The sequence below is a fragment of the Aureisphaera sp. genome, from assembly GCF_059726885.1.
In genome coordinates this window covers 62,779-79,142 of the sequence record NZ_AP041051.1, presented here as the reverse complement: position 1 = coordinate 79,142, position 16,364 = coordinate 62,779, and the positions used below count along the sequence as shown (strand labels likewise).

The window sequence follows — 16,364 nt, the reverse complement described above, 5'->3', positions numbered from 1 at the left end:
AAAAGCGCCCAATGAGGCGCTTTTTTTATTGTATAAATAGTTTTCTTCTTATTCTCCTTCTTTCACTTCAATGCCCATTTCTTTCAAAACGGCAATGGTAAGATCGTATCTATTGTCCACATACACCACATCGTTGTTTCGTAATAATACTTGAGTATACCCTTCGGCCTGGGCAATTTTCTCCAGAGCCTCACCCAATTTGGTATAAAGGGGTTGCATATATTCCTCTCTCTTCAGAATGATAAGCTGGTTTCCATTTTGTTGGAACTTTGTAATATCAGTCTCCATTCCTATAAGGGAGTCTTGTCTTGCTTTGCGCTGATTGATTGTTAGAAGAGCCTCATCCTCTTTATACTTTGCCATACCAGCTTGGAAAGCATCCATCTTTTTTTGAAGGTCAGCCTCCAATCCCTTTCCATACTCTTCTACTTGCTTCTGGACATCCGCTATTTCCGGCATTTTGCTCAGTACAAAGTCAACATCGATAGTACCAACCTTGGTTTGGGCAAATCCGCTAACACAAACGAACAAAAAAATAATTCTCACTAACTTCATAAGTCATAGTTGTTTAAATTCGCCGCAATGATACTATAAAAATTGCGTTTATTGAAATCTTTTATCAAGATGTTAACTAGGTGATTTTCCCTATTGGCAATTATTTTGAACCTCGAAAGGCAATCTTCAACAGGCCTCGGTTCTATATCCCAGTAAAAAGTTGGCCGCGATGTGGTTTGAGGCGCTCCCTTAGATCGTTCATATGCTTTTTTTCTACGACAAGGTAGGCTCGCGAAAAGAAATCGCTTACTTTTTCAGAATCACAAAGAGTGTTTTGAAGTTGTTCGGAATCAACAAATTCTTTTAAGTGAACTACATGATGCTCTGCAGTGGGATGGGCATTCGGGCCACGAAATTCCCAAATTAGTTTAACCCGCTCCATTAGGATTCTTCCGCTACCGAAGTACCGTTCTCAGCAAAGTTTTTGAAATCGTTCAAATACTTTAGCGATTGTTTTTTAAAGGCACCGGGCATTAAAAAACCCATTAATTTCATTCCAAAACCTGCGAACTGAAATTCACTTTCACTTACCCATTTTGTTTTACCATCGGCGATTTCGTGAAAATAATTTTGTTGAATGTTATGAACCCCTTTGGTGTCATAATTTGCATGGAACTCTGCTGGGAAATTGTTTTTAACGATCGTTTCTGTCAATACCATGTTCCTTTTACCCATTTTGTATTCCAGTTCCATTTTGGCACCCTCTTTGCCGGGTGTACCATCTAGAACTTTAAAATTTATTAAACCACGCTGCCAGTGTTTCATGTTTTCTGGGTTATCCAGTTTGTGTATAACCTCTTCCCTTGGGAGATCAATGATGATTTCGGTGGTATATTTCATAACAAAAATGATTATTTGGTTTCAAAATACAATGTACACAAATTTTACGATGAAAAGAATACCATTTATGGGTTTGATAACGTTCTGTTAACGTACTTGTACAACCCTAGCTTTTTTATATTTTTGCGTGGCTTCATTAAAAAATCGCTTGAAATGAATAAACTACTATTACTTTTAGTCGGCCTGTTGGTATCTGTGTCTACTATGACAGCACAAAAGAAGAAAGATGTGCTCATGACAATCAATGAAAATCCGATTACTGCCCAGGAATTTAAAAGGGTATATACCAAAAATCTGGATTTGGTTCAGGATGAGAAACAAAAGACTGTAGAGGGTTATTTGGATCTTTTCGTGGATTACAAACTAAAAGTGGCAGAGGCATTTGAGCAGAAGCTTCACAAGAAGCCCAGCTACAAAAAGGACTTTGCCAAATATGAAGAACAACTTTCCAGAAATTATATTTACGAAGATCAGGTAACCGAAGACCTTATTAGGGAAGCGTATGAGCGAGGAAAAGAAGAAATCAATGCCTCTCATATCCTAATCCTTTGTAATTTCGATGCCACTCCGCAAGACACTTTGGTGGCCTACAACAAAATTAAGGCCATAAGGGCAGAAGCACTCTTAGGAGAGAATTTCAATAAGTTGGCGGTGTTAAAATCTGAAGAGCCAGGCATTCAAAAGTCTAAAGGAAATTTGGGTTACTTTACCGCATTTACGATGGTTTATCCATTCGAAACAGAAGCCTATAAAACCAAGGTGGGGGAAGTTTCAAATATTGTAAGAACACAGTATGGGTACCATATCCTAAAAATAAATGATCGAAGAAAACGTGAGCCCAATGTAGAAGTATCGCATATCATGATATCTAGCCGAAATGATTCCTTGAACAAAGCCAAAGGACGCATTCAGGATATATATTCACTCATTCAGCAAGGTCAATCTTTCGAAGATTTAGCAAAACAATATTCCGATGATAAATCCTCTGGACTCAAAGGAGGAAAAATGAGACCTTTCGGGAAAGGGGATCTTAAAGCTCCGACTTTTGAGGATGCTGCCTATGCTTTAGAGAATGAGGGCGATATTTCAGAACCAATTCAAACCGATTTCGGATGGCACATCCTAAAGTTGAATAAGAAAGGTACCGAACTCACTTATGAAGAAGCCAAACCGGAAATTGAGGTAAAGGTTAAAAATGGGGATAGAGCAAAATTGGTGACCAATGCAGTGAAGAATATTTTAAAGGAGAAGTTGAATTTCACAATGGTAGGAGATATCTCGGTTTTTGAAGATTTTGTTGGGGACGATGTACTACAGCGTACATGGCAGTTTGAGCCTCTTCCCGAAGAGGATAACAAAGTACTTTTTACATTGGGAGATAAAAGTGTCTTGTACAATGAATTTGGGGAGTATGTGGCAGAACGTCAGAAGAAAGCACGGCCCTACACACAGAAATCTACACTTTTGGCGGCTTTTTTCGATGAGTTTGAAACGAAGTACATCAAGGATGTTTTCCGGAAAAACCTTGAGGCAACCAATGAGGATTATGCGTCCATTATTAACGAATACCGTGATGGTCTGCTCATATTCGAAGTAATGTCCAACAATGTTTGGGAAAAGGCAAAGAAGGATACTATAGGGCAAAAGGAGTATTACAATAAGAACGCTGCCAACTATCAATGGAAAGATCGGGTCGATGTTGAAATCTATACCACACACAAGGAAGATCTGGCTGCTAGGGTTCAAAAACTAATAGAAGCCGGTAAAAGTAGTGCTGAGATCAAAGAGGACTTAAAGGAAGAAGGTAAGGCTACGGTAATTGTTACGGAAGGGAAGTTCGAAATGGGGAATTCTAAATTACCCAAGGATTTCGTATCAAAGAAAGGGATCTCCCAAGTGTATAAGCAAAATGGGTCATTCACCATCGTAAACGTAAAAGACACCGTACCTGCGGGACCAAAAACTTTCGAAGAAGTTAAGGGTAAAGTTATTAGTGATTATCAGACCGATGTGGAATTGAAATGGATGGAGTCACTACGTTCTAAATACAAGGTCGAAATAAACAAGAAATCCTTGAAGAAGCTTAAAAAGGAATTGGATTCGTAAATGCATAGACACCCACTCATCTATTTGGTATGTTTTTTTTTAGTGACCGCCTGCGACTATTTTAAGCAAGAGGATCCAAGAACGCCTATTGCCAGGGTGAATGACTCTTATTTGTACGAAGAAGATATAGCTGGGTTGATTTCTGAAAGTACTACGACAGAAGATAGTGTCATTTTGGTCTCCAATTACATAAATAGATGGGCTACACAGCAGCTGTTAATGGATCAGGCAAAGATCAATTTAACCGATAACGAACATGCTGAATATGATCGACTCATTGAACAGTATAAAACCGATCTTTTCACCGAAGCCTATAAAAGCAACATAGTCTCCAGTCAATTAGACAGCGTAATCTCGAACCAGGAAAGAGAGTCGTATTATGAGGCGAATAAGGATAACTTTCGGTTGAATGACGAGTTAGTCCAATTGCGATACATTCATGTGTCCGAAAATTTCGGAGACCTTTCCGATGTTACCGAAAAATTTAAACGCTTTGAAGAAGAGGATAAAACATCCTTGGACGAGCTGAGCATTCAGTTTAAAGCCTTTAACTTCAATGACTCCACATGGGTTAAGAAAGAGGCGGTGTTCAAGGAATTGCCGGTTGTGATAGAATCGGAAAGTCAAGTGTTAAAAAAATCAAATTTTAAGCAGTTACAAGACTCATTAGGAGTATATTTGGTGCAAATAGAAGATGTACTATATCGCAACGACATTGCACCATTGGCTTTCGTTGCACCTACTATAGATCAAATCATCTTGAATAAAAGAAAACTGGAACTCATAAAGAATTTAGAAAAGGATATTACAAAAGATGCAATTAAGGATAAAAAATTTGAGATCTACACAGATTACTAGTCTTTTCATACTATTTGTGCTTGCAACAACAGGGCTTAAGGCACAGGAAGTTGTCATAGATAGTACAAATGTTATTCAGGACGCTACTCCAGTGGCAGTAGCCAAGGATACTGTGAAACCTTTCAAAAGGTTTAAAGCGGAAGGTGTTTCTGCTGTGGTTGGAGAATATGTGGTATTGGATAGCGATATTGATAAAAGTTACCTAGAGCTTAGGGAGCAAGGAATTTCTATAGAAGACGTTACCCGTTGCCAATTATTGGGCAAACTAATGGAAGATAAACTGTATGCGCACCATGCAAAGCAAGATAGTTTGTTTATTAGCGATATTGAAATTACCCAGCGCATAGAGCAGCAATTAAATTATATTATAGGTGAGTTTGGAGGTGATGAGGAAAAAGTAGCTGCTTATTATAAAAAAGAGAGTATAGAAGAGCTAAGAAGAGAACTCTTTGCTACGAATAAAACATTAATGCTTGCCGCAGAAATGCAGCGTACCGTTGTCGAGGATGTCGAGGTTACCCCAGAGGAAGTTCGTCAATTCTTTTTCTCTATTCCAGGGGATGAACGACCCATTTTCAGTGCCGAAGTTGAAGTCGCTCAAATTGTTGTTGAGCCAGAAATCACCGAAGAGGCCAAACAGGAGGTAATAGACAAATTGAATGTATACAGACGTGATGTTGTTGAAAATGGTATGAGTTTTTCTACAAGGGCGGTATTGTATTCCAAGGACCCAGGATCTGCTTCCAAAGGAGGTCTTATCAAAGGAATAAAAAAGAGCGACCCTTTCGCAAAAGAATTTAAAGATGTGGCTTTTTCCCTTTTAAAAGGGGAAGTTAGTGAACCATTCGAAACGGAATTTGGTTATCATATCCTAATGGTCGATGATGTGCGTGGACAAGAAGTAGATGTGCGCCATATCTTATTATTTCCAGAAGTATCCCAGGAATCTATAGATGCAGCAGAAGAGGAAATCGAAAACATTCGAACAAAGATAGTAGCGGGTGAATTGGATTTTGCCTTGGCCGCACGTCAGTTTTCGGATGAAAAGGAAACCCGAAACAACGGAGGGCAATTGGTAAATCCCCTTACCTTCGATACCCGTTTCGATCTAACTAAAATGGACCCCACGTTGAGTGCCCAGGTGTATAATTTAACCGAGGGCGAAGTTTCTAAAGTATTTACCGATAGGGACAGAACGGGTAAAAGTTCGTTTAAAATTCTTACCGTTACTAAGAAATACGAAGAACACCCATCAGATTTTAGTAGGGATTACGAAAAAATAAAGGATCTTGCCTTAAAGGAAAAACAGATTCGTGTCATAGAAAAGTGGCAGGATAAAAAAATCGTAGATACTTACGTAAACGTTAATAACGATTATACCGCTTGCGAGTTTAAGAGCAATTGGTTAAAGAATAGTAACTAAGCCACCAAACTTATGTCAGATGTAGCCGCCGTGGAGCAATTAGTCTCCAAGTACAATGCCTTGCGTTCAGAAATCAAGAAAGTTATTGTAGGACAGGATGAAGTGGTAGAACAGGTATTGCTCTCTATCTTTTCTGGAGGACATGCCCTTCTTATTGGAGTACCTGGTTTGGCGAAAACATTATTGGTGAATACGGTTGCCCAAGCCTTGGGATTAAAATTCAAGAGAATACAATTTACACCCGATTTAATGCCAAGTGATATCTTGGGATCTGAGATATTGGATCATAATCGTGAGTTTAAATTTATTAAAGGGCCCATTTTTGCCAATATCATCCTAGCAGATGAGATTAACAGAACACCTCCCAAAACACAGGCGGCGCTTCTTGAAGCAATGCAGGAAAGGGCAGTTACGGTTGCAGGACATCATTACAAATTAGATTTGCCCTATTTTGTATTGGCGACTCAGAACCCAATTGAACAGGAAGGGACCTACCCATTGCCTGAAGCGCAGTTGGACCGATTCATGTTCGCGATTAATTTAGATTACCCTTCTTTTTCTGAAGAGGTAGAGGTAGTAAAAACGACTACTACGGGTGAGGTTGCTACGGTAAACGCACTATTTACTTCCGAAGAGATTATACGGTTTCAGAAACTCATTCGTAAAATTCCTGTGGCAGACAATGTGATCGAGTATGCGGTTACTTTGGTTGGTAAGACAAGGCCTAAGAGCCAAGCCGCTACCGATACCGTAAAGAACTATATAGATTGGGGAGCTGGACCGAGGGCTTCACAAAACTTGATCTTAGGGGCTAAGGCCCATGCTGCCCTGCATGGCAAGTTCTCGCCCGACATCGAGGACGTGCAAAAAGTGGCTATAGGTATTCTACGCCACCGTCTTATTAAGAACTACAAAGCGGAAGCCGAAGGACTTTCCATTGAGGAGATCATTACCAGTTTGTACTAACATCTTTTTAGTACCTTCGTTTCTATTCACGAAACAGCGAAGGTGAAAATAAACTACGCCAACCGAATTTTTGGGCTTGATATTATGCGTACAGCAGCCATATTGTTTGTTGTGTGTTCGCATACCTTATGGGTGTTCCCAGATGCGCAGGGAGCTGCCGTGAGTATTTTGAGACTCTGCGGGGTGATGGGAGTGGAGATATTCTTTGTGCTTAGTGGTTTCCTTATCGGGCGTATCCTTTTTCGAATTTTTACCAATGAAAGTTTTAAACTAGGCGATTTAAAGTACTTCCTAATTCGGAGATGGTTTCGTACACTTCCCAACTATTATGTAGTGCTGCTCATCAACATTGGGCTTTGGATCTATTTTGGGAGAGAACTTCCGGATACCCTACCCCTATATTTTGGGTTCCTTCAGAACTTTAGCTTTGGCATGAATATATTCTTTACCGAATCCTGGAGTTTACCCATAGAAGAATTCGCCTATATTTTAGGCCCATTGCTCTTTTACTTGGTGCTATTGCCTAAATGGAAGGTGTCAAAAGAAAAACTTTTTCTGTACGTAACACTCGCCATTCTCCTTTTCTTCTTCGTTACCAAATTCACGTATAATCTAATGACTGGAGCAGCTTCCTTGGAATACTGGAACATCAATCTGAAGGCAGTCCTGCTCTATAGGATCGATGCCATTTATTACGGTGTCTTGGCGGCGTTTATTGCCATGACGCGACCCGAAGGGTGGAAGAAGTTTACCTCGTTGGCTTTTCTTGGCGGAATTGTACTTTTTGTAGCCGTTCATATGCTGATTGCTGCAAAAAATATGGACCCCTTCACTCATCCTTTTTTTATTAATGTACTGTACCTGCCACTTTGTTCTATCAGTATTGCCTTGGCATTACCCGTTCTTTCCAGACTGAAAAGAGCACCTCAATTTCTTTTGAAGCCAATCACTTTTATAAGTATGGTGTCCTATTCCATGTATCTACTTCATTATTCTATAATTTTATTTCTTCTAAACCATTATGTGGATACCGATGGGCTTTCATCTATAATGCAATGGTCTTTTGCCATCGGTTATGTGCTTTTTACGATACTTTTATCCTATCTACTGTATCGCTTTTATGAAAAACCCATGATGGATATCCGCGACCGGGACTATTTCCGAAATAAGTTCGGCCAGAATAAATTGTGAAGTTGATAATTATTTGCAACTAAAATTGAAAAATAGTCAATTTTGTATACTATAAAATCAATTTTATTGAAATATATTTATAAAACAGCCTAATTCGTTAGATTATTTTTAAATATTTTTGATTTTTTGTACTTTTGCGCTACTTCAAAAAAACCAAAAACAGACGAATATGGCTTTCGATATTGACATGATTAAAAAGGTATACGCCCAAATGCCAGAACGTGTAAACAAAGCACGTGAAATTGTAGGGCGTCCCTTAACCCTTTCGGAGAAAATATTGTACAATCACCTATGGGACGGAATGCCTACCCAATCCTTTAATAGAGGAAAGGATTATGTAGATTTCGCTCCAGACCGAGTGGCCTGTCAGGATGCAACAGCTCAAATGGCATTGTTGCAATTTATGCAAGCAGGAAAGCAAAAGGTAGCAGTGCCAACTACGGTACATTGCGATCACTTGATTCAAGCTAAGGAAGGTGCCGAAAAAGATTTAAAAAGAGCCAATGACACCAGTAGTGAGGTGTTCGATTTCCTTGCTTCTGTATCCAATAAATACGGAATTGGCTTCTGGGAACCAGGAGCTGGGATCATTCACCAGGTAGTACTCGAAAACTATGCTTTTCCAGGTGGGATGATGATAGGTACTGATTCACATACTGTTAATGCAGGTGGATTAGGAATGGTTGCCATTGGAGTTGGAGGTGCCGATGCCGTGGATGTAATGGCTGGAATGGCCTGGGAACTTAAGTTTCCAAAATTAATAGGAGTAAGGCTTACGGGTAAATTAAGTGGATGGACAGCGCCAAAGGATGTGATTTTAAAAGTAGCCGAAATCCTTACCGTAAAAGGAGGTACTGGAGCCATTGTAGAATACTTCGGACCTGGAGCTCTTTCCATGTCCTGTACGGGAAAAGGAACCATCTGTAATATGGGAGCCGAAATTGGAGCAACAACCTCTACCTTTGGTTACGATGAATCTATGGAGCGTTACCTACGTGCTACCGATCGTGAAGATGTGGCCGATGCTGCCAACACAGTGAAAGAGCACCTAACGGCAGATCCTGAAGTGTACGCCAATCCAGAACAATACTTCGATCAAGTAATAGATATTGACCTTTCTACTTTAATGCCTCATTTAAATGGGCCTTTTACCCCCGATTTGGCTACCGAAGTAGGAACAATGTATGATAAAGCAGTAGCCAATGAATGGCCGCTTACGGTAGAATGGGGACTTATAGGTTCTTGTACTAACTCTTCCTATGAAGATTTATCAAGAGCATCATCCATTGCTCAACAAGCCTTGGACAAAGGATTAAAAACCAAAGCAGAATTTGGAATCAATCCAGGATCCGAGCAAGTAAGATATACAGCAGAACGAGATGGAATTTTACAGGTATTCGAAAAATTGGATGCCAAAATTTTCACCAACGCTTGTGGACCCTGTATAGGACAATGGGCACGTTATAAGGATCCTAAGAATGCACCTAAAAACAGCATTGTACATTCGTTCAATAGGAATTTTGCGAAACGTGCCGATGGGAACCCAAATACCCACGCTTTTGTAGCCTCTCCCGAATTAACAGCAGCAATCGCAATCGCAGGTCGATTGGATTTCAACCCGCTTACGGATGCATTAATCAATGAAAACGGTGATGAGGTAATGTTAGATGAACCAACGGGATGGGAATTACCACCAAAAGGATTTGAAGTAGAGGAAAATGGTTATATAGAACCTGTAGAAGATGGTAGCGGAGTGGAAGTGACAGTAAACCCAAATAGTGAAAGATTAGAACTTCTAACCCCTTTCGAACCTATTGGTAACAAAATAGAAGGAGCCAAATTATTGATTAAAGCCCACGGTAAATGTACTACCGATCATATCTCTATGGCGGGGCCATGGTTACGTTTTAGAGGACATTTGGATAATATATCCAACAATTGTTTAATTGGAGCCGTGAATGCTTACAACATGAAAACTAACTTTGTTAAGAATCAGTTGAATGGTGATTACGGAGGAGTGCCAGACACGCAGCGTGAATACAAAGCTGCTGGAATTCCGACGATCGTAGTTGGGGATCACAATTATGGTGAAGGATCTTCACGTGAGCATGCCGCTATGGAACCACGCCATTTAGGAGTGGTAGCTGTATTGGTTAAATCCTTTGCACGTATCCATGAGACTAACCTTAAGAAACAAGGAATGTTGGGTCTTACGTTTGCCAATGAAAATGATTACGATCTTATTCAGGAAGATGATACATTCAATTTCTTGGACTTGGATCAATTTGCACCGGGTAAACCTTTAACCATCGAAATTGTACATGCAGACGGTAGCAAAGACACTATCCTTGCAAATCATACCTATAACGATTCGCAAATCGAATGGTATGACGAAGGAAGCGCATTGAATTTAATTAAAAAGCAAAATGCGTAATTAGATTGTTGATTTCGATACCATTTTCTATCGAGCATCATTCAATCACCCTTTAGGTATATAAGAATATATTGTACCGATCCCTGAGTGTTCTGGGAAGCAGAAAGTATTACGGAACGGTGCAGAAATATTGGAATTACCCCGGAAAATTGAAAAAACTCCTGCCAAAAGCGGGAGTTTTTATTTGTTGTTTCTTAAATACTCCTTGAACGTTCTTATATCCTCTTTCGAAGTTAGATCCGGCACATGCTCTTTGGCAGGAATTCCCAAGAAATTCCCAGGGTGTTCCTTGCAATAATTAAGAATGGCGGTAGGTAGTTCCTTTTCATTTCTGACGGGATGGGGCCTGCACTGAAAAAGAAAAGGTGTCATCGAGGGACCGTGAAACTTGAAAATGTTCATACTCACACGTAATTTTCCTTGGGCATCCCGATAATAAACCTGGTCTTCTTCCGAAGGCTTTTCAATGATATCCACCACATGATTGTCGGCATCGAGTTTTACAAGTGCAAAGCGCATGATGCGTTCTAATGGAAACTCCAGTCCGTCTCGATCATAAGCTATAAATGCATTTTTACATTCCGTTTTTCTCAGTGCCTTTAAGGCTTGGGTCGAATATAAATTGTCACAATTGCAGACCGTGAATTCTTCCCTTTGTAAATGGGGAAATTGTTCGAGGGCTTGGCTTACTGCATCCGCTGTACCGAAGGGTTTTTGCCTGTTTTCAGGAATGTATTGTATGGCATATCGCAAGTTCAGGGATCCAAATGGGTTGGAGTCCTCGTCTCCGTAATATCCCTTGAATGCTTCGTGCGACTCACCCACAACAAGGTATACGTTTTTATATCCCGCCTTTTCTGCATTGTGCAGTAAAAAATCCAATATAGGACGTTTATGGTCCCCATAAACCATCAAAGCCTTGCTACGTGTATTGGCCGCCTCTATTTCTGCGGGAGATAGCCCATCGATTACATTAGAACTTTTCATTCGTGAGGAGGCGCCGCCGGCTAATATGATTAGATTACCGTCCATTTATTCGATAAATGTGCCTTTACTCACTTGTACTTCATAAGCGTCTCTCGCGCCTGCTTTTAGAATACCCTCTATAATAGCTTCTTTGTTTGCCTCAGTAGCGAGAGCACAAATACAACCACCGCCTCCAGACCCAACGATCTTTGCGCCAAGGGCACCTTCATGTAACGCATTATTAATCATAGCATCAATTTTCGGAACTGTGATCTTAAGGATGTCACGAAGTACCTTATGGTGTTCATTGATTAAAGTACCGATTTTCTGAATATTCAATGTGTCATTTTTAAACTCCCGTAGGGCTTCTTGCGTGATCGAATGGTTTTTAATGGCTGCATAGAAATAAGGCTGTAGCTTTTCATCAACATGTTTTGAGTACGCTTCTATCTCTTGAACCGTGGTAGTGGCTAGGTTGAAGTTTGGCACTTGGTCAGCTACCTGTGAAATTGCATCCTGGGCCTTAGAACGCAAAGAACCCAATAGTCCAATGGTTTCCTTCGGAATACCAGATTCCCCAATAATTAAGGTCTGTAAATGATTACCTATGGTTTCAAAAGAAAATTCGGCACCAGTTTCAATATGAACTATGTTCCCAAGACCAATAGTGTATTGATCCATTTTACCACCGGGGGAATTGTGTTCTATCACCTCGGCTTCATATGCGATTTGGGCAATAAGTTCTTGTGTCACGGGTTGATTGCAACCAAAGGCATGTACTAAGAAATGAGTCCAAGCAACAACCACTGCCGATGAGCTTGAAATCCCTGCGTTTATGGCAATACTACTTTTGATTGTTAGATTATATCCAGTAGTTGGGACACATCCATATCTTTTTACTACTCTAAGTACAGCCCCTAGGTGATCTTCCTGTTCCAGTATTGGGAAACGATCATGAATGGAAATAACACGTCTCTTACCAATGTCTGGCATATGAATTTCGAAGTTTTCCGTATTGTTAATTACTGCTTCTAGCCGAACATATTTGTCTATAGCGCAGGCAATTACTGGTAGCCCCAAATAGTCTTGGTGGTCTCCAAAAAGGCAGATCCGCCCCGGAGCGATTGCTGTAAACTGTGGTTTCAAATCGTTAGTAGGAATCTTTTATCCAATTGTACGGTTTTCTTTTTACCCAGTTACCTCTCGTAAAGTCTGGAAAATCCTGCACTTCACTACCATTGGCAATGGAAACTTCAGAGAGCGGTGTAATGGCACTCCAAGCGGCCGCATCGTAGGCATCCATAGGTGGTGCAATATTTTGCTTGGCCGACTCTACAAAGGCCTGCAATACGAAGAAGTCCATTCCGCCATGGCCGGAGCCTGCAGCATAATCACCATATTTCTGCCATAGTGGATGATCGTATTGTTTTAACCAGGACGTAGCTTCGTCCCAGCGATGTGATTTTTCTGCCTTGCCTTCTATATAAATTCTATTGCCATCTACCTCCCAAATACCTTCACTTCCCTGAACACGAAATCCAAGAGAGTAAGGACGGGGCGAATTACAATCGTGGGTAACAATAATGGTTTCTTCATTAGAGGTTTCAATCATCGATGTAATGATGTCTCCTTGCTTAAATTTCAACTTGGCATTAGGATGGTCTTCACCTCCATGCTTTACAATATAATTATGTATACCCACCCCTTTGCTCGACATTGAGGAAATGGAAACAAAACGATTGCCTCTATTTATATCGCACATGGTGGCAATGGGCCCCACACCATGGGTTGGATATACATCAGCATCACGCAAAAGGGAGTGCTGGGTTCTCCAGGCGGATTCCGAAATACCCTTTTCCCCGAATTCCACACCTTTACCATAAGGTGTTTTACCATCGTTAAGTTTTACGAATCGCAGATCGTGCTGATAGCCACAACGGAAATGCAACAATTCACCGAATACATTTTGTTTTACCATATTGAGCACAGCCATAATATCCCTTCTGTAGCACACATTTTCCAGGATCATGAGATGGGTTCCTGTTTCCTCATGGGTATTAACCAAGTCCCAGCATTCTTCCATGGTATTGGCAGCAGAAACTTCCAGACCAGCATACTTTCCAGCAAGCATGGCATCTTTGGCCATTCGGGTATGCCATAGCCATGGGGTGGATATAATAACGGCATCGACCTCATTTAATGCCAATAGGTTGCGATAATCGTATTCATCTTTGGCAAAAACTTTTGGCTTTTTGTACCCCGCCTTGGCAATAAGATCTAAGGCAATGGTATTTCTGCGTTCATCGATATCACAAATGGCAGTGACATTAATATCGCTTCGCAATAATAGATTGGATAAATGGTTTGTTCCCCTGAGCCCAACACCGATTAAGCCCACATTCAATTTGTCGCTGGCAGCTGGTGAACTGGCCCCTAACGTAAGATGTGGTGCGATGGATATCCCCGTGCCCACTAGAGCGGTTTGTCGTATAAAGTTTCGTCTTGTACTCATGGTTATAATGATTGGATTTTTAAAAGTAGTACATTTTGGTAACTTCAATGAAGTCGTTTTTTCGATAATTGATATATTTTTTGTGTAAGCCATAATGTGTTTTCCCGACACATTGTGTAACTAACAAATCGCGCAATGGACACCTTTTGGTTTTTTGAAGACGTTAATCTTTTCAATATGCTTTGCCCGCATAAGTTCAAAGCATTTAAAGCATCTCATGAATTCAATGAATACAGAAAACAGGATTATATTTATTTTGAGGAAGACCAGTCCAATAAGGTATACCTCATTGAGAAAGGAAAGGTGAAGTTGGGGTACTATACCGAAGGTGGGGAAGAAGTTATAAAGGCCATTCTAACCAAAGGGGAACTATTCGGTGAGAAGGCGATTCTGGGGGAGGTTAAGCGAGATGAGTTTGCCATGGCACTGGATAATAGTACTTCCATTTGCCCTGTAGGTGTTGATACCATGCATGATCTAATGCGTGATAACAGAACGTTTAGTTTCAGAATCTATAAACTAATTGGTTTTCGGATTAAAAAGCTGGAGCGACGACTGGAGTTGGTGTTGTTTAAAGACGCAGAGACACGGGTAGAGGAATTTTTGAAGGAATTGGCAGAGGATTATGGTTATTGTTGCCCGAATACGGGGGATACGGTAATTAAACATCCATACACACAGAAGGATATAGCAAGACTTATTGGCACAACAAGACCTACCTTTAATAATATCATGAACCGTTTTAAAGAGGCAAATAAGATTGATTTTTCCAGAAATGAAATCCGCTTGAAGTTTTCTGCCTAAATTGGCCCTAGTATGAAATCATTCCTGAAGAAAAACTGGGGAAACCTGCTCCTGCTAATCATTATTGTAATTTTATTTATTCCACAAACGGGTATGCCCATAAAAGTACTTCTTAATCGATATTTGGCCTTCAGTCCTTCCGAAATTCCTTTAGAAAAGCAGGAAGTCATAAGCGATTATCATTGGCCGTTGGAAAACCTCAATGGCAACGAACTGAATTTAACGGTTTCAACAGGAAAGGTTATCCTTATTAACTCCTGGGCTACTTGGTGCCCTCCCTGTGTGGCAGAATTACCTTCCCTTCAAAACCTGTACGATGCCTATGGGGATCGGGTCGATTTTTATTTTATTTCGTCCGAAAACCCAGCTACGCTTAGGCGGTTTATGGATACAAAGGGATATGATCTACCCGTGTATGTTTCTGGACTTCAAACCCCTGATGCATTGATATCTAATTCGATCCCAACCACCTATGTCATCTCCAAAAGTGGAAAAATAGTGATGCATAAAACGGGAGCTGCCCGTTGGGACAGTGACAATGTAACCGAGCTATTGGAGGAATTACTCCTTGAGTAATGCTGTGCGTTTCTTTTCCGAAATCTCCATAACGATGTATACCGTAAGGAGCATTCCCAGATTATAAATAATGTCCTCTATGGGAATGGTCACCATTCTTATACCCAGGTTCTCCGTATTGTTATACCAGACGACTTGATCTTCTATTCCTGTGCCAGTGAGCACACCATTCACAATAAAAAAGGGAATGAGAATAACCAGGTACGTGGCAAGAAAGCTATTAAGGGAGGACCGTCTATAATTATAAACCCAACCGAGCAGAAGAAGGGCATAGGAAAAATTCACAAACGTATACCATCTGTTATAATTGTACCACAGTGTGACTATGAGAATGGAAACCAAACTCACATACACAATATTTACAGTTTTCTGGGAAAAAGAAAACTTGGGTGACAACTCGAGTAAGGCATAATGGGTAAAGAGGCAGGCATATGGAATACAAATAAAGAAAAGCCATTCTTCCAATGGCAACCCGAATAATTCGATTCCTGTAATATAATTGTTATTAAATCCCCAAAACCCCTGATGCGTAAATACAATGTCCCACGGAATAAAAACTGCCATCATCACTATAATGCCAAGAACCAGTGACCTCCATTTTTTATGGAATTTTAACCGCGGATGGAAACTAAATAGAAATGGGATCACGAAAGATCCCAAATTTAACCAGAGGTATAGGTATTTCATTTTTTGAAATACTTTAAAGGAGGAAAGAGCATTCCGAAACACTCCGCTTCCTTCTTATGCAAATTTTTATGGTGCATTTTATGCGCTCTTCTTATGCCTTTCGCATACCAATTATTTGCATTCCTGAACATTTTGAATCGCTGGTGTATAAAGATGTCGTGCACCATAAAATAGGTAACTCCATAAGCGAAAATACCCAAGCCAATAGGAAGACCGGCCCAAAACCCATAATACTGCCAGGCAATAAAGCAACCAATGCTAACCGCAGCATAAAATATGAAAAAGGCATCGTTACGCTCCCACCAACTTCCGTGATCCTTATGATGGTGGTCTTTGTGCAAACTCCATAAAAAACCATGCATAACATACTTATGGGTAAACCACGCCATAAATTCCATGATGCAAAATGTAGTTAGGAAAATGAGGATCCAAAAAAGAACAGTCAT

Annotated in this window: 16 protein-coding genes; 8 read left to right on the top strand and 8 right to left on the bottom strand. The window is 40.4% G+C overall.

The annotated features are described in order from the left end of the window. Nucleotides 1-48: 48 nt before the first annotated feature. The 3 genes from AC6JAD_RS00400 to AC6JAD_RS00390 all read right to left on the bottom strand — a co-directional run bounded on the left by AC6JAD_RS00400 (nt 49) and on the right by AC6JAD_RS00390 (nt 1,395). Entirely contained in the window at nt 49-555 is a 507-nt protein-coding gene (locus tag AC6JAD_RS00400; protein ID WP_461304051.1) for an OmpH/Skp family outer membrane protein, read from the bottom strand. 142 nt (nt 556-697) lie between these two features. Then, nucleotides 698-937, bottom strand: coding sequence for a hypothetical protein (locus tag AC6JAD_RS00395; protein ID WP_461304050.1), 240 nt, complete (start codon nt 935-937; stop codon nt 698-700). Continuing rightward, nucleotides 937-1,395, bottom strand: coding sequence for an SRPBCC family protein (locus tag AC6JAD_RS00390; RefSeq protein ID WP_461304049.1), 459 nt, complete (start codon nt 1,393-1,395; stop codon nt 937-939). Before AC6JAD_RS00390 ends, AC6JAD_RS00395 begins: the two co-directional genes overlap by 1 nt. 153 nt (nt 1,396-1,548) lie before the next feature. Here AC6JAD_RS00390 and AC6JAD_RS00385 point away from each other — a divergent pair, with 153 nt between their 5' ends. The 6 genes from AC6JAD_RS00385 (at nt 1,549) to AC6JAD_RS00360 (ending at nt 10,373) form a co-directional block, all read left to right on the top strand. Further along, entirely contained in the window at nt 1,549-3,501 is a 1,953-nt protein-coding gene (locus AC6JAD_RS00385) for a peptidylprolyl isomerase (RefSeq protein ID WP_461304048.1), read from the top strand. Continuing rightward, on the top strand, nt 3,502-4,359 hold the full coding sequence (locus AC6JAD_RS00380; RefSeq protein WP_461304047.1) for a peptidyl-prolyl cis-trans isomerase: 858 nt from the start codon (nt 3,502-3,504) through the stop codon (nt 4,357-4,359). Continuing rightward, entirely contained in the window at nt 4,337-5,782 is a 1,446-nt protein-coding gene (locus AC6JAD_RS00375; protein WP_461304046.1) for a peptidylprolyl isomerase, read from the top strand. The genes AC6JAD_RS00380 and AC6JAD_RS00375 overlap by 23 nt, the downstream gene beginning before the upstream one ends. Nucleotides 5,783-5,794: 12 nt before the next feature. After that, on the top strand, nt 5,795-6,748 hold the full coding sequence (locus AC6JAD_RS00370; RefSeq protein WP_461304045.1) for an AAA family ATPase: 954 nt from the start codon (nt 5,795-5,797) through the stop codon (nt 6,746-6,748). A 42-nt stretch (nt 6,749-6,790) separates the two neighbouring features. Next, complete coding sequence (locus AC6JAD_RS00365) at nt 6,791-7,939, top strand: acyltransferase family protein (RefSeq protein WP_461304044.1); 1,149 nt, start codon at nt 6,791-6,793, stop codon at nt 7,937-7,939. 169 nt (nt 7,940-8,108) lie between these two features. Next, a complete protein-coding gene (locus tag AC6JAD_RS00360; protein WP_461304043.1) occupies nt 8,109-10,373 on the top strand; it encodes an aconitate hydratase in 2,265 nt (754 codons plus the stop codon). A gap of 180 nt (nt 10,374-10,553) precedes the next feature. On the opposite strand, the gene AC6JAD_RS00355 is transcribed toward AC6JAD_RS00360, so the two are convergent. From AC6JAD_RS00355 to AC6JAD_RS00345, 3 genes are read right to left on the bottom strand one after another with little or no spacing between them, the layout of a single operon-like run. Next, entirely contained in the window at nt 10,554-11,405 is an 852-nt protein-coding gene (locus AC6JAD_RS00355) for a sugar phosphate nucleotidyltransferase (protein WP_461304042.1), read from the bottom strand. Further along, nucleotides 11,406-12,485, bottom strand: a complete 1,080-nt coding sequence (locus AC6JAD_RS00350; protein WP_461304041.1) for a mevalonate kinase family protein — start codon at nt 12,483-12,485, stop codon at nt 11,406-11,408. A gap of 4 nt (nt 12,486-12,489) precedes the next feature. Then, nucleotides 12,490-13,851 carry a Gfo/Idh/MocA family protein gene (locus AC6JAD_RS00345; RefSeq protein ID WP_461304040.1) on the bottom strand — a complete coding sequence of 454 codons (1,362 nt, stop codon included), beginning with the start codon at nt 13,849-13,851 and terminating at the stop codon, nt 12,490-12,492. A 135-nt stretch (nt 13,852-13,986) separates the two neighbouring features. On the opposite strand from AC6JAD_RS00345, the gene AC6JAD_RS00340 reads away from it, so the two are divergent. Further along, on the top strand, nt 13,987-14,655 hold the full coding sequence (locus AC6JAD_RS00340) for a Crp/Fnr family transcriptional regulator (protein ID WP_461304039.1): 669 nt from the start codon (nt 13,987-13,989) through the stop codon (nt 14,653-14,655). A 12-nt stretch (nt 14,656-14,667) separates the two neighbouring features. Next, nucleotides 14,668-15,231, top strand: a complete 564-nt coding sequence (locus tag AC6JAD_RS00335) for a TlpA family protein disulfide reductase (RefSeq protein WP_461304038.1) — start codon at nt 14,668-14,670, stop codon at nt 15,229-15,231. On the opposite strand, the gene AC6JAD_RS00330 is transcribed toward AC6JAD_RS00335, so the two are convergent. Beyond that, nucleotides 15,217-15,918, bottom strand: a complete 702-nt coding sequence (locus AC6JAD_RS00330) for a lycopene cyclase domain-containing protein (protein WP_461304037.1) — start codon at nt 15,916-15,918, stop codon at nt 15,217-15,219. The two genes, AC6JAD_RS00335 and AC6JAD_RS00330, sit on opposite strands and share 15 nt — an antisense overlap. After that, complete coding sequence (locus AC6JAD_RS00325; protein WP_461304036.1) at nt 15,915-16,364, bottom strand: sterol desaturase family protein; 450 nt, start codon at nt 16,362-16,364, stop codon at nt 15,915-15,917. The genes AC6JAD_RS00330 and AC6JAD_RS00325 overlap by 4 nt, the downstream gene beginning before the upstream one ends.

What these genes read in the sequence shown, in the direction of transcription:
- AC6JAD_RS00390 (WP_461304049.1), bottom strand. Translation starts at nt 1,395, where the DNA reads ATGAAATATACCACCGAAATCATCATTGATCTCCCAAGGGAAGAGGTT.
- AC6JAD_RS00400 (WP_461304051.1), bottom strand. Translation starts at nt 555, where the DNA reads ATGAAGTTAGTGAGAATTATTTTTTTGTTCGTTTGTGTTAGCGGATTT.
- AC6JAD_RS00395 (WP_461304050.1), bottom strand. Translation starts at nt 937, where the DNA reads ATGGAGCGGGTTAAACTAATTTGGGAATTTCGTGGCCCGAATGCCCAT.
- AC6JAD_RS00335 (WP_461304038.1), top strand. Translation starts at nt 14,668, where the DNA reads ATGAAATCATTCCTGAAGAAAAACTGGGGAAACCTGCTCCTGCTAATC.
- AC6JAD_RS00385 (WP_461304048.1), top strand. Translation starts at nt 1,549, where the DNA reads ATGAATAAACTACTATTACTTTTAGTCGGCCTGTTGGTATCTGTGTCT.
- AC6JAD_RS00345 (WP_461304040.1), bottom strand. Translation starts at nt 13,851, where the DNA reads ATGAGTACAAGACGAAACTTTATACGACAAACCGCTCTAGTGGGCACG.
- AC6JAD_RS00380 (WP_461304047.1), top strand. Translation starts at nt 3,502, where the DNA reads ATGCATAGACACCCACTCATCTATTTGGTATGTTTTTTTTTAGTGACC.
- AC6JAD_RS00325 (WP_461304036.1), bottom strand. Translation starts at nt 16,364, where the DNA reads ATGACTGTTCTTTTTTGGATCCTCATTTTCCTAACTACATTTTGCATC.
- AC6JAD_RS00360 (WP_461304043.1), top strand. Translation starts at nt 8,109, where the DNA reads ATGGCTTTCGATATTGACATGATTAAAAAGGTATACGCCCAAATGCCA.
- AC6JAD_RS00330 (WP_461304037.1), bottom strand. Translation starts at nt 15,918, where the DNA reads ATGAAATACCTATACCTCTGGTTAAATTTGGGATCTTTCGTGATCCCA.
- AC6JAD_RS00370 (WP_461304045.1), top strand. Translation starts at nt 5,795, where the DNA reads ATGTCAGATGTAGCCGCCGTGGAGCAATTAGTCTCCAAGTACAATGCC.
- AC6JAD_RS00340 (WP_461304039.1), top strand. Translation starts at nt 13,987, where the DNA reads ATGGACACCTTTTGGTTTTTTGAAGACGTTAATCTTTTCAATATGCTT.
- AC6JAD_RS00355 (WP_461304042.1), bottom strand. Translation starts at nt 11,405, where the DNA reads ATGGACGGTAATCTAATCATATTAGCCGGCGGCGCCTCCTCACGAATG.